The following is a 25,523-nucleotide window of genomic DNA, read 5'->3' on the forward strand; positions in this document are numbered from 1 at the left end:
AACGCTAACGGGTCAGAGGTCGGCCGCTGACGCAGCCCCCGGGTCACGCGGGGTGAACCGTCCGTGGTGTACCGCCGCGGCCAGGGGACGGCGGGTGCGCCATCCGTGGCGCTCGAGGTCGGGCACGGTTTCCAGGCGGCTGACGGGACCCACGCACAGCCACGCGACCGGCCGGACGCCGTCGGGGATGCCGAGCAGTTCGCGCAGGAACGGCTCGCGGTAGAAGCTGACCCAGCCGACGCCGAGGCCCTCGGCGGTGGCGGCGAGCCAGAGGTTCTGGATGGCCAGGCACACCGAATAGAGGCCGGCGTCGGCGATCGCGTGCCGGCCGAGCACCGCGGGCGCGCCGCGCGCCGGGTCGTAGGTGACGACGATGCCGAGGCTCGCCTCGAGAATGCCCTCGATCTTGATGTTCGCGAAGGTGCCCGCGCGCTCTTCGTCGAGCTGTGCGGCGAAGACTTCACGCTCTTCGTGGACGTGCTTCGCGAACTTCTCGCGCGTCGCCTGGTCGTCGACGAGCACGAAGTCCCACGGCTGCGTGAGCCCGACGCTCGGCGCGGCGTGCGCGGCTTCGAGGATCCGCGTCAGCGCGGCGTCCGGGATCGGCTCGCCGGTGAACTCGCCGCGGACGTCCCGGCGTTTGCGCAGGACCTCGTAGAACTCTTCGATCATCGGTTCAGGACCCATTCGACGGCTTCGGGCACGGTCGTGGCGCTCTCGGTGGCGGGCCGGGGCGGCCGCCGGACGAGCAGGACGGGCCGGCCCAGCTCCCGCGCGGCGGTCAGCTTGGCGCTGGTCAGCGTGCCGCCGGAGTCCTTGGTGACCAGGACGTCGACCTTCTCGAGCAGTTCGCGTTCCGCGGCCACCTCGTACGGCCCGCGCGCGAGGATCAGCTCGTGGTGGCGGGGCAGCGGCGGCTCCGGCGGGTCGACGCAGCGGATCAGGAACCACAGGTCGTCGAGATGTGCGAAGGCAGGCAGGCCCTGGCGGCCGCTGGTCAGGAAGACACGGCGGCCCAGGTCGGGGAGCCGGTGGGCGGCGTCGGCGAGGTCGTCGGCCCAGTGCCAGACGTCTCCGGGCCCGGGCGTCCAGCCGGGCCGGGCGAGCCGGAGGAGGGGGACGCCGGTGCGTTCGGCGGCCTGCGCCGCGTTCGCGCCGATGCGTTCCGCGAAGGGGTGCGTCGCGTCGACAACGGCGTCTATGTCGTTGTCGCGGATCCACGCCGCGAGGCCGTCGACACCGCCGAAGCCGCCTACGCGTACTTCGCCGACCGGCAGCCGTGGTCGCGCGACGCGTCCCGCGAGCGAAGAGACAACGCGGACTTCGCGCGTCACAAGCGCTTCGGCCAGTTTTCGTGCTTCGCCGGTTCCGCCGAGAACGAGGATCACGAAGAGCGTCCGTAACCGACCGCTTCGCGCCACCGGTCCAGCGTCCGCAGGTTGGCCAGCGTCTCCGCCCAAGGCAGGTCGGGGGACTGCCGGTCTTCGACGTGCGTAGCAACGTGGTCGGCTTCGCGCGCGAAGACGCCCTGGGTCGCTTCGACTTCGATGACGTCTTGCTCACCGACCGCCGAAGTCAAGATGATCTGCGACGTCCCCGGGGTCCGCAGCGGGTGGATCCACGCCGGTTGCGGCACATAGAGCTGACCTTGGGTGCCGAACACGCGGATGCTGTCCTCCCGCGCCAGCCGGATGCCGCACGAGATCGTCGCCAGGATGTCGCCGGGCAGCCGCAGCAGGCCGGTGGCGTACTCGTCGACGCCGTCCTTCGACAACAGCGCCATCCCGCTGACCTCACTGGGCTCGACGACGTCGAGCCCAGTCGCGGCCTGCGCGACCAGCCGGGCCAGCGACGTGCAGTAACACCCGACGTCGAGGATCCCGCCGCCGCCCAGCGCGGGGTCGGTGAGCCGCGCGGCGTCCCCCGGTTCGGCGGCGAAGGAGAACGTCGTGTCGACCGCCCGCACCTCGCCGATCGCGCCGGACGCGATCAGCTGCACCAGCCGCCGCGTCTGCGGGTGCAGCCGGTACATGAACGCCTCCATCAGGAAGACGTCGTGCTTGCGCGCCGCGTCGACCACTTCTTCGGCGTCGGCGGCGGTCACCGTCAGCGGCTTCTCGCACAGCACGTGCTTGCCCGCTTCGGCCGCCGCGATCGCCCATTCCTTGTGCATCGGGTGCGGGGTCGAGACGTACACGGCGTCGACCTCGGGATCGGCGAGGAGGTCTTCGTAACTTCCGTAGGCCTTCGGGATCTCGAAGCGCGCCGCGAAGTCCCTTGCCCGGTCGGCGTTCCGCGCCGCGACGGCGGTCAGCCGGCCGTGCTTGCTTTCGTCGACGCCCGCGGCGAAGTGGGCGGCGATGGTCCCGGCGGCCAGCAGGCCCCAGCGCAGTTCCGTCACAACGACTCCGGTTGGTCCGCCCGGTCACGGGCACGGGAATAGAGGAAACTGTCGGGAAAGCCCGCCGCGGCGAGCACCCGGCCGACGAAGATGGTGGCCGCGCGGGTCATCCCGGCTTCGCGCACGAGCGCGGGAAGTTCGCCCAGCACCCCGCGCACGACGGTCTCGCCGGGCTGGCTCGCGAGCGCGACGACGGCGACCGGGCAGTCGGCGCCGTAGTGCGGCGAGAGTTCCTCGGTGACGCGCTCGACGTGGTTGATCGCGAGGTGCAGCGCCAGCGTCGCCTGGGTGGCGGCGAAGGCGGCGAGGGTTTCCGTCGGCGGCATCTTGGTGGACCGCGCTTGCACGCGGGTGATCACCAGGCTCTGGCCGATCTCCGGCACGGTGAGCTCCCGGCCGAGAACGGCGGCCGACGCGGCGAAGGCGGGCACACCGGGAACGACCTCGTACGGCACTTCGGCGGCGTCGAGACGTCGCATCTGCTCGGCGACGGCGCTGTAGAGCGACGGGTCACCGGAGCACAGCCGCACGACGTCATGGCCGTTGCGGTGAGCGTCGACCAGGTGCTCGACGATCCGGTCGAGGCTGAGGTTCGCGGTGTCGATCAGCTGCGCGCCGGGCGGGCAGTAGGCGAGCAGGGCGGTCGGGGTCATGCTGCCGGGATAGAGGCAGACCCCGCAGCGGCCGAGAAGATCCCGGCCCCGCACGGTGATCAGGTCCGCGGCCCCGGGCCCGGCCCCGACGAAGTGGACGGTCATCGGCTGCTCCACTGCGTCACGACGCGGGCCGGGGTCCACCCGGTGAACGCCCCCAGCGGCGCCGCCCGCTCGACGCCGATCCGCAGCAGCTCGCCACCCAGCCGCGCGTACGTCTGGGCGAGGATCGTCTCGGCCTCCAGCGTCACGCCGTGCGCGACGATCCGGGCGCCGGTCTCCAGGCACACCTCCAGCAAGCCTGGCGTGGTCAGGCCGCCGCCGATGAAGATCGCGTCCGGCGCGGGCAGCGCGCTCAGCGACTCCGGCGCCGGTCCGGTGACCACCTGGAGCTCGGGCACGCCCAGGTCGAGCGCGTTGCGGCCGATCCGCTCGGCGCGCTCGGGGTCCTGTTCGACCGCGATGGCGCGGTTGAGCTCGTGCAGCCGTGACCACTCGATCCCGACACTGCCGGCGCCCGCGCCGACGTCCCACAGCAGCTCGCCGGGACTCGGCGCGAGCCGCGCCAGGGCGGAAACGCGCAGGTCGCGCTTGGTGAGCTGGCCGTCGTGGGCGTAGACGTCGTCGGGCACGCCGATCAGCGGCAGCGCGGGCCCGACGCACTCGAGCGCGTGCACGGTCAGCGGGCCGGAGTCGTGCTCCCAGCCGTCGGCGATCCGCTCGTCCGGGCCGCCGAGGCCCTCCAGCGCGATCAGCTCGCTCTCGCCGTAGCCGCGCACGGTGAGCAGCGAACGCAGCGAAGCCACTTCGGCGCCCAGGACGAGCACGCGACGTCCGGGCGCGAGCACCCGCGCCACCCGCGCGACACCGCGGCCGACCACGCTGACCACGGCCGTCTCCTCCGCCGACCAGCCGAGCCGGGCCCGGGCGAGCGTCACGGAAGACAACGCGGGCAGGACGTCCAGCTCGTACCCGTGCGCGACCAGGGTGGTGCCGATGCCGGAGAGGAAGGGGTCACCGCTGGCCAGCACGCAGACGCGTTCGCCGTCGTGTTCGGCGAGCAGCGCGTCGAGACCGGGCAGCAGCGGGCTGGGCCACGGGCGGGTTTCCACCTCGCCCGGCAGGTACTCCAGCTGGCGGGGCGCGCCGAGGACGACGTCGGCGCCGAGGACCAGGGCCTGGGCGTGTTCGGAGAGCCCGGCCCACCCGTCGGCCCCGATCCCCACCACCGTCAGGCGTGGTCGGCCTTCCCCCGGACCCCACTCCGGGACCGGGTGTCCCGGGGCCGGTCGACGTGATTCTTCGCGCACGATTTCCCACCCTAAGCGAGCCGGGCGCTGTGCGATGATCGGCCGGTCGCCGAGCTGGAGGAGTGCTGTTGAAGCCGTACCCGTTCACCGCCGTCGTCGGGCTGCCGGACCTGCGTCTCGCGCTGGTCCTCTCCTCGATCTCCCCCGCCGTCGGCGGGGTGCTGGTGCGCGGCGAAAAGGGCACCGCGAAGTCGACCATGGTCCGGGCCCTGGCCGGTCTGCTGCCGAGTGTCGACGTCGTGGACGGCTGCCGGTTCTCCTGTGACCCCACGGCTCCCGACCCGCTCTGCCCGGACGGCCCGCACGAAGGCGCGTCGAGCCGGTCGAGCCACCGCCGGCCGGCCAAGCTGGTCGAGCTGCCGGTCGGTGCGGCCGAGGACCGCGTCATCGGCTCGCTGCACCTGGAGCGCGCGCTCGCCGAAGGGGTCACGGACTTCCAGCCCGGCCTGCTGGCCGCCGCGCACCGCGGGCTGCTCTACGTCGACGAGGTCAACCTGCTGCACGACCACCTCGTCGACACGCTGCTCGACGCCGCCGCGATGGGCCGCGCGACCGTCGAGCGCGAGGGCGTCTCGGTGTCGCACGCCGCGCGGTTCGTGTTGATCGGCACGATGAACCCCGAGGAAGGCGAGCTGCGGCCGCAGCTGCTGGACCGGTTCGGGCTGACCGTCGAGGTCGCCTCCAGCCGCGACCCGGAACAGCGCGTCGAGGTCGTCCGGCGTCGTCTCGCCTACGAAGCCGACCCCGACGGTTTTGCCGCGCAGTACGCCGATGAAGACGCGCGGCTGGCCGAGGAGATCGAGTCGGCGCAGAAGCTGCTGCCCGCGGTCAAGCTGCCCGACGACGCGCTGCGCCAGATCGCCGAGATCTGCGCGTCGTTCGAAGTCGACGGCATGCGCGCGGACATCGTCACCGCGCGCGCCGCGGTCGCGCATGCGGCCTGGGCCGGTCGTGACGAGGTGACCACCGACGACGTCCGCGTCGCCGCGCGGCTCGCGTTGCCGCACCGGCGCCGCCGGAACCCGTTCGACGCGCCCGGAATCTCCGAAGAGCAGCTGGAGCAGGCCCTTCAGGACGCGCAGCCTCCGGAGCCGGGCCCCGAAGACGACGGTCCCGGATCGGGGTCGACGCCCGAAGAGGCGCCGCAGGACGTCCCGCAGGGAGACGCGCCGCAGGGCGAGCCGCAGCAGAAGCAGAACGGCGGGCAGCAGAAGACCGTCGGCGCCGGCGAGACGTTCAAGGCCCGCGTGTTCCGCGTCAAGGGCATGGGCGAGGGGGAGCGCGGACGCCGGTCGCGCGCGATCACCGACAGCGGGCGGACCATCGGCGTCCAGCCCCCGAGCGTCCGGGACGGGCGGCCGCACCTGGTCGCGACCGTCAAAGCCGCGGCCCCGCACCAGAAAGCCCGCGGCCGCGACGGCGCCGGCCTGAAGCTGCGGCCGGAGGACCTGCGGTTCGCGCTGCGCGAAGGCCGTGAGGGCAACCTGGTCCTCTTCTGCGTCGACGCGTCCGGCTCGATGGGTGCGAAGGCCCGGATGCGTGAGGTCAAGTCCGCGGTCCTGTCGCTGCTGCTCGACGCCTACCAGCGCCGGGACAAGGTCGGGCTGGTCACCTTCCGCGGCAACACCGCCGAGCTCGCGCTGCCGCCGACGATCAGCGTCGACGCGGCCGCGTCCCGTCTCGAAGGCCTGCCCACCGGCGGCCGGACGCCGCTGGCCGAAGGGCTTCTGGAGGCCGCGCGCGTGTTGCGCGTCGAAGAGATCCGCGACCCGCGACGCCGTCCGCTGCTGGTCGTCGTCACCGATGGCCGGGCCACCAGTGGACCGGACGCCGTCGCGCGCGCCCAGGCCGCGGCCGGGCTGCTGAGCGGGGTGACTTCGGTTGTGATGGACTGCGAGAGCGGCAAGATGCGGCTCGGGCTGGCCGCCGACCTCGCCGCCCACCTCGGCGGCGAGCACGTGGCCTTAGCCGACGTCGCCGCGGAGTCGCTGGCCGACGCCGTCCGCGCGCGGACGGGACGGGCCGCCTGATGCCGCAGGGAAAGCCTTCGGCGGTGCCGGAAGACGGGCTGACCACGCGCCAGCGTCGCAACCGGCCGCTGCTCGCCGTGCACACCGGCGAGATGAAGGGCAAGTCGACGGCCGCGTTCGGGATGGCGCTGCGCGCCTGGAACCAGGGCTGGTCGATCGGCGTGTTCCAGTTCGTCAAGTCGGCGAAGTGGCGCGTCGGCGAGGAAGCCGCGTTCCGTGCCTTGGGGAAGCTGCACGAAGACACCGGCGAGGGCGGGCCGGTCGAGTGGCACAAGATGGGCGAGGGCTGGAGCTGGGCGCGCAAGTCCGGCACCGAAGAGGACCACGCGACGAACGCGCGGGAGGGCTGGGCGGAGATCAAGCGCCGCCTCGCCGCCGAGACACACGGCTTCTACGTCCTCGACGAGTTCTCCTACCTGCTCAAGTGGGGCTGGCTCGAAGTCGACGACGTCGTGTCCACTTTGGTCTCGCGCCCCGGGCACCAGCACGTGGTCATCACCGGCCGGTACGCGCCGCCGGAGCTGGTCGAGGCCGCCGACCTCGTCGCCGAGATGACCAAGGTCAAGCACCCGATGGACGCCGGCCAGAAGGGCCAGCGGGGGATCGAGTGGTAGCGCGTGTGGTCGTCGCCGCGCCCGGTTCGGGGCACGGCAAGACCACGATCGCCGCCGGGCTGATGGCGGCGCTGCGCGAGGCCGGGCACCGCGTGTCCGGGCACAAGGTCGGGCCGGACTTCATCGACCCGAGCTACCACGCGCTCGCGACCGGACGCCCGGCGCGCAACCTCGACCCGTTCCTGCAGGGCGAGGATCTGCTGATTCCGTTGCTGCGCCACGGTTCCGCCGGTGCCGACATCGCCGTGATCGAGGGCGTGATGGGCCTGTTCGACGGCGCGTTGGGCACCGAGGGGTACGCCTCGACCGCGCACGTGGCCCGGCTGCTGGACGCGCCCGTGGTGCTGGTCGTCGACGCGTCGGCGGCCTCGCGCAGTGTCGCGGCGACCGTGCTCGGGTTTGCGTCCTACGACACGCGGGTGCGGCTGGCCGGGGTCATCCTCAACAAGCTCGGCTCGCAGCGGCACCTCGACGAGATCGCGGCCGCGCTCGAAGCCACTGGCGTCCCGCTGCTGGGAGCGTTGTACCGCAACGAAGAGATCCACGCGCCGAGCCGCCACCTCGGGCTGGTCCCGGCGGCGGAACGCGCGTCGGAGGCCGAGCGGGTGCTGCCGTCGCTGGCCGCGTGGGTGCGGGACGGCGTCGACCTCGAAGCGATCGTCCGGATCGCTTCGGCGGCGTCTCCGCTTTCCTCGCCGCCGTGGGAACCGTCCGGTGTGGACGGTCCGCGCGTGACGGTCGCGGCCGCGGGCGGGCCCGCGTTCACCTTCCGCTACACCGAGAACATCGAGCTGCTCGCCGCCTGCGGTGTTGACGTAGTCGACGTCGATCCGTTGCGGGACAAGGCGTTGCCGGACGGTTGTGCCGGGCTGTACTTCGGCGGTGGGTTCCCCGAGGTGCACGCGGCGGAGCTGTCGGCGAACACCGCGTTGCGCGCCGAGGTGGCTTCGGCGATCTCCCAGGGTATGCCGGTGAGCGCGGAATGCGCGGGGCTGCTGTACCTGTGCCAGTCGCTGGACGGCGTGCCGATGGTCGGCGCGCTGCCCGCGGACGCCAAGATGACCGCCCGCGGCAAGCTCGGGTACCGGCGTGCGGTCGCCGTTGAGGACAATGTCCTGGCCACGGCCGGTCAGCGCGTCACCGGGCACGAGTTCCACCGCACGGAGGTGACACCGTCGCACGGCGCGTCGGCGGCCTGGGGCTGGGACCGGCAGCTGGACGGCTTCGCGTCGCCGACGCTGCACGCGTCCTACCTGCACGTCCACTGGGCCGGCTATCCCGAGCTGGCGCAGCGGTTCGCGGCGCGGGTCCGGGCCCATGCCTGACTACGACCTGCACCACCACGGCGACCGCGAGGTCGGGCCGGGGCTGGTCGACCTCGCGGTGAACGTCCGGCTGCCGCGCCCGCCGGCGTGGCTGCGGGCCGAGCTGGCGTCCGCTTTGGACTCCCTCGCGGCTTATCCGTCCACTGTGGATTCGACACGGGCGGTGGCTGCGCGGCACGGACGTCTTCCGGACGAGGTCCTGGTCACCGCGGGGGCCGCGGAGGCGTTCACGCTGCTGGCGTCGGCGTTCCGGCCGCGCCGCGCGGTGGTGGTGGTGCACCCGCAGTTCACCGAGCCGGAGGCCGCGCTGCGGGCCGCGGGACACACGGTGTCGCGCGTGATCCTGTCCGAAGAGGACGGTTTTGTGCTCGACCCGGCGTCGGTGCCCGCCGACGCGGACCTGGTGTTCGTGGGCAACCCGACGAACCCGACGTCGGTGCTGCACCCGGCGGCGTCCCTGCTCGCCCTGACCCGCCCCGGCCGGACGCTGGTGGTCGACGAGGCGTTCCTGGACGCCGTTCCCGGCGAGGCCGAAAGCCTGGCCCACGGTGTGCCGGGCGTCGTGGTGCTGCGGAGCCTGACGAAGACGTGGGGTCTGGCCGGGCTGCGCGCGGGTTACGTGCTCGCCGAGCCGTCGGTGATCACGCGGCTGCGCGCGGTCCAGGTGCCGTGGTCGGTGTCCACTTTGGCCGGAGTCGCGACGGTGGCGTGCTGCCGTCCGTCCGCGCTGGAGGAGGCCGAAAAGCTGGCCGTCGCAGCGGAAGCCGACCGCGACTACCTGGTGTCGCGCTTGACGGAAGCCGGCGTCGCGGTGCTGGGTGATCCGCGAGGCCCGTTTGTGCTGGTGAGGGTTCCCGGCGGCGCTTCGCTGCGGGCGCGGCTGCGGGAGGCGGGGTACGCAGTCCGCCGCGGGGACACGTTCCCGGGCCTCGGCCCGGACCACCTGCGGCTGGCCGTCCGGGACCGGGTGACTACCGATGGGTTCCTGACCGCGTTGCGGGAAGTCCGGAACACCGCGCTGTAACAAGGCGCGGCGGGGCCGCGGAATGAGCAGTCGCACACCACCTCTCGCAGCGGCCGCCGTGGCGGTGCTGCTGTGCACTGTCGGGTGCGGCTCGGCGCCATCGCCATCGCCATCGCCGTCGCCCGCCGGTCAAGCCGTCCCGGGAACCGCCTCTTCCCCGCCCGCGCCGAGCTCGGCTCCGACGACGGCCGTCGCGCCCGCTCCCGGCACGGTGCTCCAGCACCTGAGCGGGCCGGGGCGGCTGAACGTGATCACCAACGGCACGGGGTTCACGTTCGTGGACAGCTTCCGTCCCGGGATGAGCGACGACACGCCGGACAAGTCGGTCATCACCACCTACGACGCCGCCGGGACCCGGCTGGCACAGATCGACAGCGGGCCCTTCACCGGCGAATGCGGCGCCGCCGACGTGGTGGTCGGCGGGCGGCGCACCCTGCTGACCGAGCTGATCACGAAGAAGCCCGCCCAAGGGGTCAACCCGGCGATGTCATCGCTGGTCCTCGACGCGTGGGACGCGGGAACGGGAACGCACCTGTGGCAGAAGGAACTGGTTCCCGAGCAGAAGACGGACCTGTCGTGCGGCGCCTACGACGGGGCGCTGCAGGGGTTCGCCGCGACGCAGGACGGGAAATGGGGGCTCTACTCCACCCAGTTCGCGAATGTCGAAGTGCACGAGGTGCTCGATCTCGCGACCGGCAAGTCGCACAGCGTCGCGAACGCGACCAGCGTCGTGGGGAACTACCTGGCCCACTACGTGCCGGGGACGGCGCCGGTGAAAACGGATCTCTTCGAGCCGCGCGACGGCTCACCCGTCACCCACGTCGAAGACCGGTTCTTCGACGACGGGATGAAACTGGCCCGGACCGGCGTCTTCCCCATCCACAGCGCGGGAAGCTCACCCCTGGTCGGGCTCACCGCCGACGGGACCAAGCTCGTGTCGATCGACGGGGCATCGTCCTCCGATGACCAGGTCGTGGTCGCCGAGCTGCCGTCGCTGCGCAAACTCTGGTCGGTTCCGGCGCCGGACAGCACCTACCGCATCCTGGGTGACCACGGCGGCGCGTTGCTCGTGGACCATCTCGCGGCGCAGCCCGACGAGCGTCTGCTGATCGCCTACGCCGACGACACCGGGAAGGAGCGTTGGCGGTCTCCCGGCGGCGAGCTGTGCGGAGTGACCGCCGCCCAGCTGCTGCTGGCGGTGAACGGTCAGCTCGCGACTCTCGACATGACATCCGGCAAACAGCTGTCCTACCGGGAGATCCAGGGCGGCAGCACGGACAACAGCCGCAACTGCCCGACGGTCCTGGCCGGCGGGATCGTGGTGGCCGCCTCGTCCGACGGGCTGGAAGTGACGCAGATGCTGCAGCCGTAGGACTCCCCAGGTTCGTGATAAACACCGACAGGGGGCTGTCGCCACCACCGTCGAGAGTGGTCTTCGCCGCCGGGAAATGCCCGGCGGGGCAGCGAAAGGACCACCATGCCCGGATTCAACGACGTCGCCTGGTTCGAGATCGGCTCCGACGACCCGGCGGCCGTCGAACGGTTCTACGGGGACGTCTTCGGCTGGACCGTCGCGCAGGACGACACCGCCAGCACCGACGTCGCCTACCGGGTCGTCGACACCGGTGGTTCGCGCGGTGGGCTGTTCACCGGCACGGAGAACTACGCGATCTTCAGCGTGCTGGTCGAGGACGTCGAAGCCGCGTGCCGGCGGGTCGAGGCCGCCGGGGGGAAGATCCAGCGGCCGCCCGCGGTGAACCCCGTCGGGGTGACCTTCGCGCACGTGCTCGACCCGGCCGGCAACCACTTCTCGGTGTTCAGCCGGCCAAGCTGAGCTGCTCGACCACGCCGTACGGGATGTCGAGGTCCTCGCGCCGCAGCGGGCGGTGCGGGGGCACCTCGGCGGTCACCGCCACCGCCGTGATCCGGTCGGTGCGGAAGGCCCGGACACCGGCGCGCAGCCGGCACCACGCCACCAGGTACCAGTGCCCGGGCTTGCCGACGTACCCCAGCGGCTCGATCTCCCGCCGCGTCACGGCGCCTTCACGGTCGCCGTAGCCGATGCGCAGGACGCGGCGGGTGAGCAGCGCGTCGGCGATCTCGCGCGGCATCGGTGGGACGTCGCCCGCGTCGTCGAGCAGGTGGACGCGGCCGGCCAGGTCGTGGGCCGCCGCGGCGTCGTCCGCCTGCATCACCGAGACGAGCTTGCGCAGCGCCGAGCCCGCTTCCGCGCGGAAGGGCGTGCCTTCCAGCCGCTTCAGCGCGAGCGCCAGCGCGACGGCCTCACCCGGCGTCAGGTTGACCGGCGGCAGCGTGCGCGCCTTGTCGAGGCAGTAGCCGCCGGTGCGCCCCGCCTCGGCGTAGATCGGCACGCCCGACTGCTGCAACGCGCTGATGTCCCGCTCGACGGTGCGCGCGCTCACCTCGAACCGCCCGGCCAGCCACCGGGCGCTCCGCGGCCGCGGCGAGACGGCCCGGAGCTCTTCGACAAGCGCGTAAAGACGATCGGTCCGGTTCACGAGCGGCACTCTAGGCCGGGGGTACGACAGTTTTCGGCTAGTCGCAGAGCTGCTTGAACTCGGTCGCGCCGGGCCGGAACCGGAACCGGACCTCGTGCCCGTGGTAGTCCCGGAAGACGGCGGAGTTCGGCGCGTCGAGCGTCATGGTGCCCTCCTGGTACGGGGTGTCCCAGCCGGCGGGCGCGGTGTGCGCGGGGCCGACCAGCGGCGTCACGGCCTCGTAGTAGCGGAGGCCGATCCGCATCTCGTCGACACCACAATGCGTCAACAGCGCGAAGTTCGGCAGGGAAACGACGGTGGGCGCGGGCAGCGGCCGGACGGCGGGCGGCACGGGCGCCGGCTCGGGATGCGCCGACAGGACGACGATCACCCCGGCGGCAACCACCGTCGCGGCCGCGGCCACCAGCGGCGCGACCAGCCGCCGCCGGGGCGCCGGGAGCGGCGCGGGCTCGACGTCCACGGTGTCGGCGAGGGCGTGGAAGGCCCGTTCCAGGCGGTCTTCGACGTCGGTCATCGGAGTTCTCCTTCCAGCTTCGCGAGCGCGCGGGACGCGCAGGTCTTGACGGTGCCGCGCGAGACCCCGAGCGTCTCGGCGATCTCGGCTTCGGACAGGCCGGACCAGTACCGGAGCACGAGGACCTCCCGCTGCCGCCGCGGCAGCCGTCGCACGGCGGCCAGCACCTCGCGGTGCTCCTCGCCGAGCAGGGTTTCGGTGTCGGCGGGCGGGCCGTCGTCCCGTTCGGTCCGGTGGTGCCTTCGCCGCAGGGCCGCGCGCCGCTGCGCGGACCGGGCGCCGTTGACCACCGAGACGCGCAGGTACCCACCCGCGCCGTCGGGATCGTCGAGCGGCCAGCGCCGGAAGAGCGCGACGAAGGCGTCCTGCACGACGTCCTCGGCGAGCGCGCGGTCGCCGAGCAGCAGCACGGCCAGCCGCACCAGGCCCGGGCGGTGGGCGTGGAAGAGTGCCGTCAGGTCGACGGCGGGATCGGCGCTCAGGGTCCCTCCTCGGCGTTTACCTGGTACACGCCGGGCCGGGGGCCTAGGTTGACAAGACCACCAGCGCGGCCGCGACCCCGGCTTCGACGCCCGCGCCGAGGACGTCGCCGGTCACCCCGCCGAGGCGTTTTGTGCAGCGCCAGAGGAGGGCTGCGGCGACGGCGTAGGCGAGCAGCACGGCAAGAGGGCCGCGCCACCACGGCAGCCCGGGGACGAGCGTGCTCAGCCCGGCGGCCGCGAGGGCCACGGCCGCGGTGGCGGTCCGGGGGACCGAGCCCGCGACGGTGGCGCCGAGCCCCTCCGGTCGCGCCGAGGGAACGCCGCGTGCGCACGCCATCGAGAGGGTGCAGCGTCCGGCGAGGATCGCCGTGACGACCACCGCGACGGGGTGCTCGGCGCCGGCGAGGGCGCCGACCTGGACGAGCAGGACGAAGACGAGCGTCGCGACCCCGGTCGGCCCGGAGTCGCCGCGGCGCATGACGTCGAGGGCCTTGGCCCGGTCGTAGGACGCGCCGAGGCCGTCGGCGGTGTCCGCGAGCCCGTCGAGGTGCAGGCCGCGGCTGCCGAGGGCGACCGCGCCGAGAGCCAGGGCGGCGGTGGCGAGGCCGGGCAGGTGAACGGCCTGCCCGGCGGCCACGACCAGCCCGGCCACGGCGGCGAGGGGGAGGGCGGCGAGCGGAGCGAGCAGCATGGCGCGACCGGCGACGTGCCGGTCGATGACGCGCGGAGGCGGGACGGGCACGGTGGTCAGCGTGCCGACGGCCATCCGCGCCGCATCCGTCCAGCGGCTCACTCGCGGCTCGAGATCATGGGCGACACCCGCCGAGGGGCCGCTCGAGACCCGCCCCGCCACTCACGCGAGATCCGCCAGCAGGCCCATCTCCGCCAGAATCGCCCGCGCCGCGCGCAACGTCGGGACCGCCTGAACCGCGCCACTTCCCTCGCCCAGCCGCAAACCGAAGTCCAGGATCGGCTCCAGGCCGAGGGCCTTCAACGCGTACGCCTGCGACGGCTCCGTCGAGCGGTGCCCGGCCAGCCACCACCGCTCGGCCCCCGGTGCGATGTCGCGCGCCACCAGGGCGGCCGCGCCGGAGAACACGCCGTCCAGCAGGACCGGGGTGCTGCTGAGCGCCGCCTGGACCAGAAAGCCCGCCGTGGCCGCGACGCAGGCGCTGCCCAACGCCGTCAGGCGCTCGAACGGGTCCGACACCCGGCCCGAAGTCCGCGCCAGCGCCGCCGCGACCGCGGACGTCTTGCGAGCCAGGCCGGCCGCGTCCACGCCCGTGCCCGTGCCGACCACCTCCGCCGCCGGCAGGCCCAGCGAAGCCGCGACCAGCGCCGCGCACATCGCCGTGTTGCCGATCCCCATGTCGCCTGGGATCAGCACGTCCGCGCCGGCTTCCTCCCGCGCGATCGCCCGGCCCGCCTCGAACGCCGCCTCGGCCTCGCCCGGCTCCAACGCGTCCTCGACGTCGATCGAGCCCGAACCGCGGCGGATCTTGTGCGCCGTCACCGCGGCGGGCACGTCGGCGCCGTCCCAGTCGACGCCGAGGTCGGCCACCCGGACCTGCGCGCCGACCTGCGCGGCCAGCACGTTCACGCCGCTCTTCCCGGCCAGGAACACCCGCACCATCGCCGCGGTCACCTCGCGCGGGTACGCCGACAGCGCCGAGACGCCGTGGTCGCCCGCGAAGACGACCACCCGGACGTCGTCGAGTAGGCGCGGCGGCACGCTCCCGTGCGCCGCGGCCAGCCAGGCGGCGATCTCCTCCAGCCTGCCGAGCGAGCCGAGGGGCTTGACCAGCCCGTCGAGCCGCTCCAGCGCGGCGGCGCGAGCGGCGGGGTCGGGCACGGGAACGTCGAACACGAGCGCCTCCTGGCTACAGGTCGAGCGCCCGGCCCGCGACGACCAGCACGACCCGGTCGGCGTCGGCGGACACCCGGTTGTTCAGTGCGCCCAGCACATCACGGAACAGCCGTCCGGACGACGTCGCGGGCACCACACCGCTGCCGACCTCGTTGCTGACCGCGACCACCGGCACCCGCGCCGCGGCCCACGCGGCGAGGAAGTCCTCGAGCCGGTCGTCGAGGCGGTGCTCCCAGCCGCGCTTCTGCTGCCACGCGCCGACGTCGTCGAGCACCCGCGAGAGCCACGTGCCGAGGCAGTCGATCAGCAGGGGTTCGGTCGCGGCGCGCAGGGTCCCGGCCAGGTCGGTGGTCTCGACGGTCTTCCAGTGCGCCGGCCGCCGCGCCTGGTGCGCGGCCACCCGGGCGGCCCAGTCGGGATCGTCGTCGCTCGCCGGGAGGCCGGGCGCGACGTAGACGAGGTGCGGGTGGCGGGCGACGAGCCGCTCGGCGTGCCGCGACTTCCCCGAGCGGACGCCACCGAGGACGAGCACCTTTCCTTCGTCGCGTCCGTACCGGCGGAGCGCTTTGGCCAGGTTCTCTAGGTACCCGGCTAGCCGGTGCGTCAGCTTGGTCATACCGGGCATTGTGGTGCACGCGCTAACGTGCGCGACGTGCCACTCCGTCTAGGGACAACCGCGGCCGGACTCGTGACCGGATATGTCGCCGACACCCTGTTCGGCGACCCCCGTCGGGGGCATCCGGTCGCCGTCTTCGGGACCGCCGCGGGCCGCCTCGAACGCCGCATGTGGGCGGATTCGAAGCCGCGCGGAGCGGCGTACGCGGGGTTGTGCGCCTTCAGCGCTGTCGGCCTCGGCGTCGCGCTTCAGGCCGCTACTCGGCGAAGTCCCTTCGCGCGTTTCGCGGCAACAGCGGTCTGTACGTGGGTAGTGCTCGGCGGACGCGGTCTCGCGGCCGAAGGAAGCGAAATGGCCAGGCTGCTCGAAGCCGGCGAAGTCCCCGAAGCGCGTCAGAGGCTTTCGCACCTCTGCGCACGCGACGCGACAACACTCGACTCCGCCGAGCTCACCCGCGCGGCCACCGAGTCGATCGCGGAGAACACTTCGGACGCCGTGGTCGCGCCGCTGTTCTGGGGCGCGGTCGCCGGGCTGCCGGGCCTGCTCGGCTACCGCGCGCTGAACACGCTCGACGCGATGGTCGGCTACCGCTCCCCGCGCTACCGCCGCTTCGGCTGGGCCGCGGCACGCGCCGACGACGTGGTGAACCTGGCGCCGTCCCGGATCGGGGGAGTGCTCACGGCGATGTGCGCGCCCCTGGCGGGCGGCCGCACCCGCGGCGCCTGGCGGGTCTGGCGCCGCGACGGCGGCCGGCACCCGAGTCCGAACGCGGGCCAGGTCGAGGCGGCGTTCGCGGGCGCGCTGGACATCCGGCTCGGCGGGACGAACAGCTACGCCGGCGAGGCCGAGACCCGCGCCCGGCTGGGGGAGGGCCGCGACCCGGAGCCGGTGGACCTCCGCCGGGCGGTGCGCCTGTCCCGGCTGGTCGGCGTGGCGGCGGTCGTGGTGGCCGCGGGGGCGGCCCGATGACCGGCCTGCTCGTCGCCGGGACGACGTCGGACGCCGGAAAAAGCCTGGTCACCGCCGGGATCTGCCGGTGGCTGGTCCGGCAGGGCGTCCGTGTCGCCCCCTTCAAGGCGCAGAACATGTCCAACAACTCCATGGTCTGCGGCGACGGCGCCGAGATCGGCCGGGCGCAGTGGCTGCAGGCCCGCGCCGCGCGGGTCGAGCCCGAAGCCGCCATGAACCCCGTGCTGCTCAAGCCCGGCAGCGACCGGCGCAGCCACGTCGTCGCGCTCGGGAAGCCCTTCGGCACCCTCGAAGCCGGTGAGTACGCCACCGGGCGGGCCGGCCTGGCCGAGATCGCCTTCGCCGCCTTCGAGGACCTCAGCGCCCGCTACGACGTCGTCGTCTGTGAAGGCGCCGGCAGCCCCGCCGAGATCAACCTCCGCGGCGGTGACTACGTCAACCTGGGCCTCGCGCGGCGCTTCGGCCTGCCGGTGCTGGTCGTCGGCGACATCGACCGCGGTGGGGTGCTGGCCGCGATGTTCGGCACACTCGCCCTGCTCTCGGCCGAAGACCAGGCGCTCGTCGCGGGCTGGGTGGTCAACAAGTTCCGCGGGGACGTCGGGCTGCTGCGCCCCGGCCTGGACAGCCTCGAGAAGGTCACCGGCCGGCCCGTGCTGGGGGTGCTGCCGTGGCTCGACCGCGTGTGGATCGACTCCGAGGACGCGCTCGCCGCGGCGGGCTGGCGGCGGGAGGTCCACGGCGGTGGCCTGCACGTCGCCGTGGTGCGTTTTCCGCGGGCCTCCAACGCCACCGACGTCGACGCCCTCGCCGCCGAACCCGGCGTCAGCGTGACGCTCACCGCGGACCCGGACACCGTCGCCGCGGCGGACGTCGTGGTGCTGCCCGGGTCCCGGGCCACCGTGAACGACCTCGCCTGGCTGCGCGAGCGCGGCCTCGACAGTGCGCTCGCGGCCCGGACCGCGGCCGGGAAGCCGGTGCTCGGCATCTGCGGCGGGTACCAGATGCTGGCCGAGTCCATTGTGGACGACGTCGAGTCCGGCGCGGGCGAGGTGCCGGGCCTCGGCCTGCTGCCCGCGCGGGTGACGTTCGCGGCGGAGAAGGTGCTGGCCCGGCCGAACGGCAGCTGGCGCGGCCACCCGGTGGACGCGTACGAAATCCACCACGGCTCGGTGACGTCCGACGGGACGAGCGAGTCCTTTTTGGACGGCCTGACCGCCGGCCCGGTCTGGGGCACGATGTGGCACGGCGCGTTCGAGAACGACGCGTTCCGCCGCGCGTGGCTCACCGAAGCGGCGACCCAGGCGGGTGTGGGCTGGACGCCGTCGCCGGGCGCCCCGGGCTTTGCCGACCTGCGCGAGGAGATGCTGGACAAGCTCGCCGACGCTGTCGGCGAGCACCTGGACACGGCGGCGCTGCTGACCCTGCTGGAGCAGGGCGCGCCGCGTGACCTGCCGTTCGTCCCGCCGGGCGCGCCCTAGCGGCGGATCCCGTCGACGATGACCGTCACGACTGTGGGCGCGCGGGTCTCCCACTCGGCTTCCGGGATCCGCGACAACGCGCCCAGGAGCAGGATGACGTCGGCGGCGTCGACGCCGTCCCGGACCTCGCCGGCGGCCTTTCCCTGGTCCAGCAGCATTTCGAGCGCTTCGTCGAGCCGGTGGTGGTGGTCGGCGTAGAGGTCGTGCCACGCCGACGCCTCGATCGCCGCCATGACCCCGCGCTTGACCCGCGCGTACTCGACGAGCCGCTGCATCCAGCGAGTCAGGGCCGCCAGCGGCGGGTGTTCGGCCAGCAGCGGCGCCACGGCGTCGACGAGCTGGGTCAGCTCGTGCCGGTAGACCTCGGCCAGCAGGTGCTCGCGGGTGGGGAAGTGCCGGTAGAGGGTGCCCTGGCCGACGCCCGCGGCCTTGGCGACCCGATGCAGCTTCAGGTCGGCGGCCGCGCCGTTGGACTCGCTCAGTTCGGCGCGCGCGGCCTCGACGACCCGGTCGCGGTTGGCGACCGCGTCGGAGCGGCGCTCACGACCCGTCACGGAACCCTCCTCGCTAAATGGACAAGTGTCCGGTACGGTGGACGCCGTAAGCGGACAAGTGTCAGTTTAGCGGAAGGAACGTCCGATGAGCGGACTGGACAACAAGGTCGTGGCCATCACCGGGGCCAGCAGCGGGATCGGCGCGGCCACCGCCCGGGAGCTGGCCGCCCGGGGCGCGGCGGTCGTGCTGGGCGCCCGGCGCACCGACCGGCTCGACGAGCTGGCCCGGGAGATCCGGAGCGACGGCGGCCGCGCGGAGACCCTGGCCGTCGACGTCACCGAGCGCGCCGACCTCGAGCGGCTGGTGGCCCTGGCCGTCGAGCGGTTCGGCCGCCTCGACGTCCTGGTGGCCAACGCCGGGGTCGCCCGGACGGCGCCGGTCGGCGACCTCGACGTCGACGACTGGGACCACATGATCGACGTCAACCTGCGCGGAGTCCTGCACGGCATCGCCGCCGCGCTCCCGGTGTTCCGCGGCCAGGGCCGCGGGCACTTCGTCACGACGGTGTCGACTTCCGGCCTGAAGATCGTGCCGACGCAGGCCGTCTACGCGGGCACCAAGAACGCCGTGCGCACCCTGCTGGAGGCGCTGCGCCAGGAGTCCACCGACGGCGCCCTGCGCACCACCTCGGTCTCGCCGGGCTACGTGCGCACCGAGCTCCTCGACCACATCGACGACCCCGGGCAGCACGCGGAGGCCCAGCAGGCCATGGCGATGCTGGGCATCGGCCCCGACGCCGTCGCGCGTGCCATCGCGTTCGCGATCGAGCAGCCCGACGACGTCGAAATCGGCGACATCACCATCCGGCCGACCCGGCAGGGCTGACCGGTGGCTCAGCGGCGCGTGCGCTGCTGGAACCCGCACACGGCCGTGCGGTTGCCGGCGGCCCAGGCGTCCTCGTCCGGCACGTAGCCGATGAGCACCAGCTCCGGCGGGATCGTGGCCATCTCGTCGAACGTGCTGCGCAGCCGGTCCTGGCAGCTGGTGAGCGCCGCGCTTTCGGCCTTCCGCGTCCCCGGGAACGTCACGGCGTCACGACCGGGACGCGCGGTGTTGTAGCAGCCCCGAGCTGCAACGCGAGGAGCGACGTGTTCGACGTGCTCAGCCAGCCGGTGACCAGCAGGACCGCCGCCACCGGTGGCACGATCGCCCAGGCCGCGCCCGCGACGATCCCACCGATCGCGAAGCCGCGGCCGCTCGCCGGTCCGGCGGACGCGGACCAGCGCGACAACGCCGAGGACCACGCCCAGCAGCGCCGTGATCCCGAGGAAGCCGATCATCCCGGTGACCAGCGACGCGACCGCGAAGCCGTTCCGCTTGACGGGCACGGCAGGTTCAGGCTCGGTCATGATTCCCCCTCGGATCCCCTGCAGGCGATCCTAAAGGGACAAAAGCGCCCGGAACCTAACGATTCAGGCGGCGACCGTCGCCTTCTTCGTCAGCGCCTTCTCGGCGAAGGCGCCGAAGGTCAGGCCCAGCACCAGCCACAACGTCACCTGGGTGCCGATCGACGCCGTCCGGAAGCTCCAGAGCGTCGACGCCGGGAATTCCGCCGGGACCTCGTCAACGATCGGCATCAGCCAGGCCACCACGCCGATCACGACGAGGTAGCCCGCCGCGGCGAGGAGGAAGCCGTTCCAGGCGCCGAAGCGGTCCGCGAGCTTGCGCCCGAACACCGTCGCCAGGATGCCGGCGAGCAGCGAGACGGCGACGAACCCGAAGTACAGCTCGGTGCGTGAGCCGATGGTGCCCGGCTGGCCCACCGCGGGCGGGTTGGCCGGGTACTTCAGGAACGGCACCAGGAACACCACGGCGAACGCGCCCGTGGTGAGCAGCAACGCCGTCACGCGGGGACGCAGCGCGCCGAGCCGGCCCTGGGCGAACGCGAAGGCGAGCGAGAGCAGGCCGCCGATCGCGACGCCGTAGACGAGGACGCCGGTGAGCAGCCCGACGGTGCTCTGGATGTCCCGGGGGACGAGCTCCTCTTCGGGTTCCTCGGCGGGCGCGGGCGCCGCGCCGGCGTCGTGGGAATGCGCGTGGCCGCCGGACTCTTCGAGCCCGATGGCGGTGTTCACCGACGGCTCACCGAAGGCGTAGGCGAACCCGAACGCGAGCACACCGGCGATCAGGCCCGCGAGCATGCCGCGGACCAGCAAGGTCTTCATCATGGGAGTACGTGCCGCCGATCAGTGGCAGGGGAAGGCCAGCAGGTGCCGGCCGTCGTGCACGAACTCGTGGACGTACATGTTCGCGAAGACCGAGGTCGCGCCCTGTTCGGCGCTCACGAAGTACAGCGCGATCAGGGCGAGGAGCACGACAAACACCGCCCACGGAACGATCTCCCGGACGGGGATGCGGATCGGGAGCGGAACGGCGGTGGTAGCCGTCTGCGACATGGGCGGGGCCTCCTCGGGCTTTCGCGGCCTCATCGGGGTCTCCACGAGGGGATCCGGGTCTGGCTTCCCCCTTGCGGGGGTCACAGTGGCGCGACCGCGCGGACTTGCACCGCGTTCCGGAATCTCCTCGTCTGGGCCGGTTGAGCGTAGGTCCGCCGTTCGGGGCGCGTCAATGTGACAATGCCGCGGTGACTCGAATGGTGGCGGCCCTCGATGTGGGCGGTACGACGATCAAGGCGGCGCTGCTCGACGAGCAGCTGCAGCCGAAGGCGGCGCTGCGGGCGGAGACGGCGCGCAGCGCGGACGGGACGGCGCTGGCCGCGCAGGTCTCGGACATCGTGGCGGCGCTGTCGGAGCAGGCGGGCACCGGGCTGCCCGCCGCCGTCGGCGTGGTGGTGCCCGGGATCGTGGACGAAGAGACCCGCGTCTGCCACTTCTCGGCCAACCTCGACTGGCGCGAAGTCCCCTTCGGCGAGCTGCTCGAGGGTCGGCTGGGGCTGCCGGTGGCGTTCGGGCACGACGTCACCGCGGGCGGCATCGCCGAGTTCCGCGTCGGCGCCGGGCAGGGCGCGACCAACGCGGCGTTCATTCCGGTCGGCACCGGCATCGCGGCCGCGCTGCTGCTCGACGGCCGGATCCACCGCGCTCACGGCCAGGCCGGTGAGGTCGGGCACATCGACGTCGGCCACCCGGGCAAGTGCGGCTGCGGCGCGATCGGCTGCCTGGAGGCGATCTCGTCGGCGGCCGCGATCGCCCGCCGCTACACCGAGCGCACCGGCCGCGCGGCCGACGGCGCCCGCGAGGTCGTGGACCTGGCCCGGCACGGCGACGAGGTCGCGGTGGCGGTGGTCCAGGATGCCCTCGACGGCCTCGGCCACGGCATCCGCACCCTGCTGACCCTGCTCGGCCCGGAGGTCGTCATCCTCGGCGGCGGCCTCTTCACGGCGGCCGACTACGTGCTCGAGCCGGTGCGCGAGTGGCTGGCGTCGCACCTGACGTTCCAGCGGATGCCGGAGCTGCGCATCGCGAAGCTCGGCGACGAGGCCGGCCGGCTCGGCGCCGGGCTGCTGGCCTTCGACCTCCTCGATTGAGCATCGTGAAGGCCACCGCGAGGACCTCACGGTGGCCTTCACGAAGCGTCAGAGGGCTCGCAGGAAGGCCAGCGACGGCATGAAGAAGTACTCGCCGCCGCGCACGGTCACCGACTGCGGCACCGGCTCGGCCGTGCGCTGCGCCGAACCGCCCCATTCGAGGGAGTAGTCCGACGTGCCGCGCTCGCCCTGGCCGATCACCGGGTCGAGGCCCGGCGTGACACCCTCGACGAACGGGAAGCCCGGGTTGTTCGCCCACGCCGCCTGCGTGAACTCGAACTGGTTGCCCAGCACCGAGTTGAACGCCATGAACAGCAGCCCGACCCCGCCGCTGGGCCGCGCCGACGGCGGCACGTCGGCGTTCGGGTCGTCCGGGCGTTCGCCGTAGGTGACACCGCGGCGGGCCATCAGGTGCAGGCGCTCCTCGGGCAGCTGCTCGCGGCCACCGGAGCCGCGCGGGTTCGTCTTGCGGATGTGCGCCTGGTACGGGCACTTCAGCGCGCCGAGGTCGCTGTCGTAGGTGAAGTTGTTCGACACCGGGCTTTCCGCGCCGTCCTCGCGTTGCGTCGTCAGCGGGGTGCCGTCCTCGAACCGGCCGATGATCATCGCCCCGGCGCGCTCCCGGTCGTCGCCGGTCAGGCCGAGAGTGTCGGCCAAATCCGCTTCCGCCTGCTTGAACCGCCGCACGTTCTGTTCGAGCTTCCGGAAAACGAAGTAACTGCCGAAATGGACGCCCGGATCCGGCGCCGCGGTGTCCGGTACCAGCACCTGGGAAAGGGGCGCCGACGGGTTCCACACGTTGATGCCGTCGGTGTTGTTCTTTTCCGCGTCGACGTCTTCGGCGAGGAACAACGGCTGGCTGCGGCCGTCGACGTACCCGAAGTGCTCGATTCCCTCACCCCGCGCGTTGACCCGGCCGAGGCCGGTTTCCTCGGCCAGCACGGTGACGGAGTCCGGCAGCAGCCCGAGGATTTCGTTGCGCCGCGCGGTCATCGCCTTGTCGGTGGCGTCCCCGACCAGCACGACGGCGTGGATTTCGGTGCGGTAGCCCGGATCGAACGTCGAGCGCGGCGGGTCGCCGAGCCGCTGCCGCGTCACCGGGTTCGCCATCCCGCGCAGGAACGCCTCGTCCTGCGGGAAGTTCTCGACCCCGAGGGCGCGGTAGCCGGCCGCGGTGAGCCCGGCCCCGACGTACGGCGTGCCCGCGGCGCCGCCGGTCTTGAACGCGCCGACCTCGGCGAGGTGGTCCTGGGCGGACTTCATCTTCCCGGTGAGCGAGACGAGGAAGGCCCGCGCCTCGGCGGCGTCGCCGAAAGCGAGGAACAGCGCGGAAAGGTGGTCGCGGACGTGGGCCTTGAGGATGTTCGGCTGCAGTTCGCCGAGCATCGTCGCGGCGTCACCGGTCGCGGTGGTCCAGTTCAGCGTGGTGGACAGATCAACACTCATTTTCGGGTCCCCTCCCGTGTAAAACCCGCCTTGCGGCGCCCCTGGTCCCAGAATGCAGGCGCGCGAGGAGCGCGTGCCACCCTGCCGGCCGATTCACACGAAAGATTAAGTTGAATGCTGAATTGCCCCGGAAAACGGAACGGGCCCCGCCCGGCAGTCGCCGGACGGGGCCCACGCCCCCGCGTCTAACGGATCAGAACCACCACTGGGACTTGCCGCCCGCGATGAAGTCCCACAGCTGCAGCCGGGTGCCGTTGGCGCCGACCGAGCCCTCCGCGGTCAGGTGCCGCGGGCTGGCCGGGGTCTGGATCCGCAGGTAGCCCTCGGGGATCTCGGTGAGGGTCCACCACTGGTTCTTGCCACCGGCCAGGAAGTCCCACAGCTGGACCTTGGTGCCGTTCTTGCCGATCGAGTTCAGGTCGGCGTCGAGGTACCGGCCGCTCTGGTAGTTCTGGAACCGGAAGTAGCCCTCCGGGTTCTTGGTGAGCCAGAACGCCTGGTTCGGCGCGGTGTCGTTGCAGTCCCACAGCTGCATCTTCGTGCCGTTGGCGTTGATCGTGTTCAGGTCGGCGTCCCAGCAGCGGCCGAAGGCGGCCGACTCCAGGATGTAGGGACCCGGGTCGATCGGGTCGGCGGCGGCGGTCCGGTTGGTGGAGCGCTGCTTCACCTCCCCGGCGACCTTCGACGGGCGCAGCTTGAGCTGGCCGATCGACGTGATCTTCACGTCCCCCTTGCCGTCGGCCGGCGCCGCACCGGCCTGCGGCACGGCGACCAGGCCCAGCAGGCCCGCCGCCGCGGCGACCGTCACCATCAGTCGCTTCATCTTCGTCATCGTTCCCCTTTTCGGCATCAACGGTGTACCTGAAGACGAAGGAAAAGGGCAGGCCGCAGCCGGCCCCGGGCCCGGACGGACCCGGCGCTCGGTGGTGCCGGCGAATCCCCCTCGTCGAGACCGCGAACCCCCGAAAGCGGTCTCTGAAGCCATCATTCAGTGCCGGTCCGTCCCCGTCGAGAAGATTTCCCGGAGGGGCAAAAACGCAGGTCAGACGTGTAACGGAACGTGATCTCGGGCCGATGGAGGGGCAGGAGACCCGGGGGGCCCGCGTGCGCATCGAGCTGACGTTGCAGGACCTCGTCCGCGTCGGGCTCGCGGCCGCCGCCGACCCGATGGCGGAGCTCGCCGCGAGCCTGCAGGTCCTGCAGCGCCGCGACGGCGGCCGGAACGCGGCTTCGTCGGCGTTCAACCGCTGGCGGTACCGCGTGTGGCAGGGCCTGCCGGAGTCGGCGTCGGTGCTGATGTGGCTCTGCCGCCCGGAGGCGCCGGTCCCGGAGTTCCTGCTGCCCGCCGCGGGGCGCTACGACCTGGAGTCCGGGCTCGCGGCCGTGCTGAAGACGGAACCGGTGAGCCTCAAGACGGCGTTGCGCACCGCGCCGGCCGACCGCGACCTGCCGGCGTGGGCGGCCGCCCTCGCCGACGGCGACCCCGCGGGCCTCCCGCGACTGGTCCAGGCCATGCAGGACTACCACGACCTCGCGCTCGCCCCGGGCTGGGACGTGGTGTGCGCCCAGGTGGACGCCGACCTCGGCATGCGCACGCAGCTGCTGCTCCACGGCGGCGTCGACGCGCTCCTGACCGGCCTGCGCCCGAAGGTCCGCTGGGCGGCGCCGGTCCTGGAGACCGACGACCGGGTGGCCGAGACGCTCCCTTCGGAGGGCACGGGCCTGCTGCTGGTGCCGACGTACTTCTCGGTGTGCCCGGCACTGGTCCCGGCCGCGCCGGGCGGCACACCGCGGTTGCACTACCCGTGCGTCCGCCAGGCCGCGCACTCGGCGGGGATCGACCGCGCGACCCGCAGGTCACCGGGCAACGCGCTGGCGGACCTCCTGGGCCCGACCCGCGCGGCGGCGCTGACGATCCTGGCGGTGGGCTGTTCGACGTCCGAGCTGGCGGCCCGGCTGGGGGTGACGCCGTCGGCGGTCAGCAAGCACACGACGGTGCTGCGGCGCGCGGGGCTGATCATCACGCACCGGGAGCGGAACACGGTGCTGCACTCGCTGACGCCGCTGGGAAGCGCTCTCTTGGACAGCTGAGGTGGAGCAGCGGGGGGGGGGGGGGGGGGGGGGGGGGGGGGGGGGGGGGGGGGGGGGGGGGGGGGGGAGGGGGGGGGGGGGGGAGGGGGGGGGGGGGGGGGGGGGGGGGAGGGGGGGGGAGGGGGGGGGGGGGGTTGGGGTG

General features: G+C 73.0%; 28 protein-coding genes. 11 read left to right on the top strand and 17 right to left on the bottom strand.

Features of this window, described 5'->3' with window-relative positions; translation table 11 throughout:
- Nucleotides 1-12: 12 nt before the first annotated feature.
- Genes bluB through cbiE form a run of 5 tightly spaced genes read right to left on the bottom strand, consistent with a single transcriptional unit; the run spans nt 13 to nt 4,283 of the window.
- Nucleotides 13-672, bottom strand: coding sequence for a 5,6-dimethylbenzimidazole synthase (gene bluB, locus ACZ63J_RS29865; RefSeq protein WP_465401168.1), 660 nt, complete (start codon nt 670-672; stop codon nt 13-15).
- Entirely contained in the window at nt 669-1,388 is a 720-nt protein-coding gene (locus tag ACZ63J_RS29870) for a cobalt-precorrin-6A reductase (RefSeq protein ID WP_465401169.1), read from the bottom strand. The genes bluB and ACZ63J_RS29870 overlap by 4 nt, the downstream gene beginning before the upstream one ends.
- The gene (locus ACZ63J_RS29875) at nt 1,385-2,401 is read right to left on the bottom strand and encodes a Gfo/Idh/MocA family protein (RefSeq protein WP_465340831.1); all 1,017 of its coding nucleotides are present in this window, start codon (nt 2,399-2,401) and stop codon (nt 1,385-1,387) included. The genes ACZ63J_RS29870 and ACZ63J_RS29875 overlap by 4 nt, the downstream gene beginning before the upstream one ends.
- On the bottom strand, nt 2,398-3,159 hold the full coding sequence (cobM, locus tag ACZ63J_RS29880) for a precorrin-4 C(11)-methyltransferase (protein WP_465401170.1): 762 nt from the start codon (nt 3,157-3,159) through the stop codon (nt 2,398-2,400). The genes ACZ63J_RS29875 and cobM overlap by 4 nt, the downstream gene beginning before the upstream one ends.
- Nucleotides 3,156-4,283 carry a precorrin-6y C5,15-methyltransferase (decarboxylating) subunit CbiE gene (gene cbiE / locus ACZ63J_RS29885; RefSeq protein WP_465401171.1) on the bottom strand — a complete coding sequence of 376 codons (1,128 nt, stop codon included), beginning with the start codon at nt 4,281-4,283 and terminating at the stop codon, nt 3,156-3,158. The genes cobM and cbiE overlap by 4 nt, the downstream gene beginning before the upstream one ends.
- A gap of 149 nt (nt 4,284-4,432) precedes the next feature.
- On the opposite strand from cbiE, the gene ACZ63J_RS29890 reads away from it, so the two are divergent.
- The 6 genes from ACZ63J_RS29890 (at nt 4,433) to ACZ63J_RS29915 (ending at nt 11,191) form a co-directional block, all read left to right on the top strand.
- A complete protein-coding gene (locus ACZ63J_RS29890) occupies nt 4,433-6,394 on the top strand; it encodes a putative cobaltochelatase (RefSeq protein WP_465401172.1) in 1,962 nt (653 codons plus the stop codon).
- Nucleotides 6,394-7,008 carry a cob(I)yrinic acid a,c-diamide adenosyltransferase gene (gene cobO, locus ACZ63J_RS29895; protein ID WP_465303894.1) on the top strand — a complete coding sequence of 205 codons (615 nt, stop codon included), beginning with the start codon at nt 6,394-6,396 and terminating at the stop codon, nt 7,006-7,008. The genes ACZ63J_RS29890 and cobO overlap by 1 nt, the downstream gene beginning before the upstream one ends.
- Complete coding sequence (locus tag ACZ63J_RS29900) at nt 7,002-8,333, top strand: cobyrinate a,c-diamide synthase (RefSeq protein WP_465401173.1); 1,332 nt, start codon at nt 7,002-7,004, stop codon at nt 8,331-8,333. The genes cobO and ACZ63J_RS29900 overlap by 7 nt, the downstream gene beginning before the upstream one ends.
- Nucleotides 8,326-9,357, top strand: coding sequence for an Rv2231c family pyridoxal phosphate-dependent protein CobC (gene cobC / locus ACZ63J_RS29905; RefSeq protein WP_465439684.1), 1,032 nt, complete (start codon nt 8,326-8,328; stop codon nt 9,355-9,357). Before ACZ63J_RS29900 ends, cobC begins: the two co-directional genes overlap by 8 nt.
- 298 nt (nt 9,358-9,655) lie before the next feature.
- Nucleotides 9,656-10,729, top strand: a complete 1,074-nt coding sequence (locus tag ACZ63J_RS29910; RefSeq protein ID WP_465401175.1) for a hypothetical protein — start codon at nt 9,656-9,658, stop codon at nt 10,727-10,729.
- A gap of 105 nt (nt 10,730-10,834) precedes the next feature.
- Nucleotides 10,835-11,191, top strand: a complete 357-nt coding sequence (locus ACZ63J_RS29915; RefSeq protein WP_465401176.1) for a VOC family protein — start codon at nt 10,835-10,837, stop codon at nt 11,189-11,191.
- On the opposite strand, the gene ACZ63J_RS29920 is transcribed toward ACZ63J_RS29915, so the two are convergent.
- The 6 genes from ACZ63J_RS29920 to ACZ63J_RS29945 form a co-directional block, all read right to left on the bottom strand.
- Nucleotides 11,175-11,876, bottom strand: coding sequence for a helix-turn-helix transcriptional regulator (locus ACZ63J_RS29920; protein WP_465401177.1), 702 nt, complete (start codon nt 11,874-11,876; stop codon nt 11,175-11,177). The genes ACZ63J_RS29915 and ACZ63J_RS29920 overlap by 17 nt on opposite strands.
- 37 nt (nt 11,877-11,913) lie before the next feature.
- Complete coding sequence (locus ACZ63J_RS29925; RefSeq protein WP_465401178.1) at nt 11,914-12,390, bottom strand: hypothetical protein; 477 nt, start codon at nt 12,388-12,390, stop codon at nt 11,914-11,916.
- Nucleotides 12,387-12,872, bottom strand: coding sequence for a SigE family RNA polymerase sigma factor (locus ACZ63J_RS29930; RefSeq protein WP_465401302.1), 486 nt, complete (start codon nt 12,870-12,872; stop codon nt 12,387-12,389). The genes ACZ63J_RS29925 and ACZ63J_RS29930 overlap by 4 nt, the downstream gene beginning before the upstream one ends.
- Nucleotides 12,873-12,915: 43 nt before the next feature.
- Nucleotides 12,916-13,638 (bottom strand): adenosylcobinamide-GDP ribazoletransferase, encoded by a 723-nt coding sequence (locus ACZ63J_RS29935; protein ID WP_465401303.1) that lies wholly within the window; start codon nt 13,636-13,638, stop codon nt 12,916-12,918.
- A gap of 87 nt (nt 13,639-13,725) precedes the next feature.
- Nucleotides 13,726-14,739: a nicotinate-nucleotide--dimethylbenzimidazole phosphoribosyltransferase gene (gene cobT / locus ACZ63J_RS29940; protein WP_465401179.1), complete on the bottom strand. Its 1,014-nt coding sequence runs from the start codon at nt 14,737-14,739 to the stop codon at nt 13,726-13,728.
- 13 nt (nt 14,740-14,752) lie between these two features.
- Complete coding sequence (locus ACZ63J_RS29945) at nt 14,753-15,355, bottom strand: bifunctional adenosylcobinamide kinase/adenosylcobinamide-phosphate guanylyltransferase (protein ID WP_465401180.1); 603 nt, start codon at nt 15,353-15,355, stop codon at nt 14,753-14,755.
- Between the two features lie 36 nt (nt 15,356-15,391).
- Here ACZ63J_RS29945 and ACZ63J_RS29950 point away from each other — a divergent pair, with 36 nt between their 5' ends.
- Both ACZ63J_RS29950 and ACZ63J_RS29955 read left to right on the top strand, forming a co-directional pair.
- Complete coding sequence (locus tag ACZ63J_RS29950) at nt 15,392-16,324, top strand: cobalamin biosynthesis protein (protein WP_465401181.1); 933 nt, start codon at nt 15,392-15,394, stop codon at nt 16,322-16,324.
- Nucleotides 16,321-17,802: a cobyric acid synthase gene (locus tag ACZ63J_RS29955; protein WP_465401182.1), complete on the top strand. Its 1,482-nt coding sequence runs from the start codon at nt 16,321-16,323 to the stop codon at nt 17,800-17,802. The genes ACZ63J_RS29950 and ACZ63J_RS29955 overlap by 4 nt, the downstream gene beginning before the upstream one ends.
- On the opposite strand, the gene ACZ63J_RS29960 is transcribed toward ACZ63J_RS29955, so the two are convergent.
- Nucleotides 17,799-18,356, bottom strand: coding sequence for a TetR/AcrR family transcriptional regulator (locus ACZ63J_RS29960; RefSeq protein WP_465401183.1), 558 nt, complete (start codon nt 18,354-18,356; stop codon nt 17,799-17,801). The two genes, ACZ63J_RS29955 and ACZ63J_RS29960, sit on opposite strands and share 4 nt — an antisense overlap.
- Nucleotides 18,357-18,441: 85 nt before the next feature.
- Between ACZ63J_RS29960 and ACZ63J_RS29965 the strand changes: the two genes are divergently transcribed.
- Complete coding sequence (locus tag ACZ63J_RS29965; RefSeq protein WP_465401184.1) at nt 18,442-19,182, top strand: SDR family oxidoreductase; 741 nt, start codon at nt 18,442-18,444, stop codon at nt 19,180-19,182.
- Between the two features lie 8 nt (nt 19,183-19,190).
- Here ACZ63J_RS29965 and ACZ63J_RS29970 read toward each other — a convergent pair whose 3' ends face one another.
- From ACZ63J_RS29970 to ACZ63J_RS29980, 3 genes are all read right to left on the bottom strand, one after another.
- On the bottom strand, nt 19,191-19,706 hold the full coding sequence (locus tag ACZ63J_RS29970) for a DUF4190 domain-containing protein (protein ID WP_465401185.1): 516 nt from the start codon (nt 19,704-19,706) through the stop codon (nt 19,191-19,193).
- A 63-nt stretch (nt 19,707-19,769) separates the two neighbouring features.
- On the bottom strand, nt 19,770-20,525 hold the full coding sequence (locus ACZ63J_RS29975; protein ID WP_465303920.1) for a CbtA family protein: 756 nt from the start codon (nt 20,523-20,525) through the stop codon (nt 19,770-19,772).
- A gap of 18 nt (nt 20,526-20,543) precedes the next feature.
- Complete coding sequence (locus tag ACZ63J_RS29980; protein ID WP_465303922.1) at nt 20,544-20,753, bottom strand: CbtB domain-containing protein; 210 nt, start codon at nt 20,751-20,753, stop codon at nt 20,544-20,546.
- Nucleotides 20,754-20,950: 197 nt separating this feature from the next.
- On the opposite strand from ACZ63J_RS29980, the gene ACZ63J_RS29985 reads away from it, so the two are divergent.
- Nucleotides 20,951-21,844, top strand: coding sequence for an ROK family protein (locus ACZ63J_RS29985; RefSeq protein ID WP_465401304.1), 894 nt, complete (start codon nt 20,951-20,953; stop codon nt 21,842-21,844).
- 48 nt (nt 21,845-21,892) lie between these two features.
- Here ACZ63J_RS29985 and ACZ63J_RS29990 read toward each other — a convergent pair whose 3' ends face one another.
- Both ACZ63J_RS29990 and ACZ63J_RS29995 read right to left on the bottom strand, forming a co-directional pair.
- Entirely contained in the window at nt 21,893-23,290 is a 1,398-nt protein-coding gene (locus tag ACZ63J_RS29990) for a Dyp-type peroxidase (RefSeq protein ID WP_465401186.1), read from the bottom strand.
- 193 nt (nt 23,291-23,483) lie between these two features.
- Complete coding sequence (locus ACZ63J_RS29995) at nt 23,484-24,113, bottom strand: RICIN domain-containing protein (protein WP_465401187.1); 630 nt, start codon at nt 24,111-24,113, stop codon at nt 23,484-23,486.
- 281 nt (nt 24,114-24,394) lie between these two features.
- On the opposite strand from ACZ63J_RS29995, the gene ACZ63J_RS30000 reads away from it, so the two are divergent.
- On the top strand, nt 24,395-25,381 hold the full coding sequence (locus ACZ63J_RS30000) for an ArsR/SmtB family transcription factor (protein ID WP_465401188.1): 987 nt from the start codon (nt 24,395-24,397) through the stop codon (nt 25,379-25,381).
- The last annotated feature ends 142 nt before the right edge of the window (nt 25,382-25,523 follow it).

The organism is Amycolatopsis sp. NPDC104863, assembly GCF_055582965.1.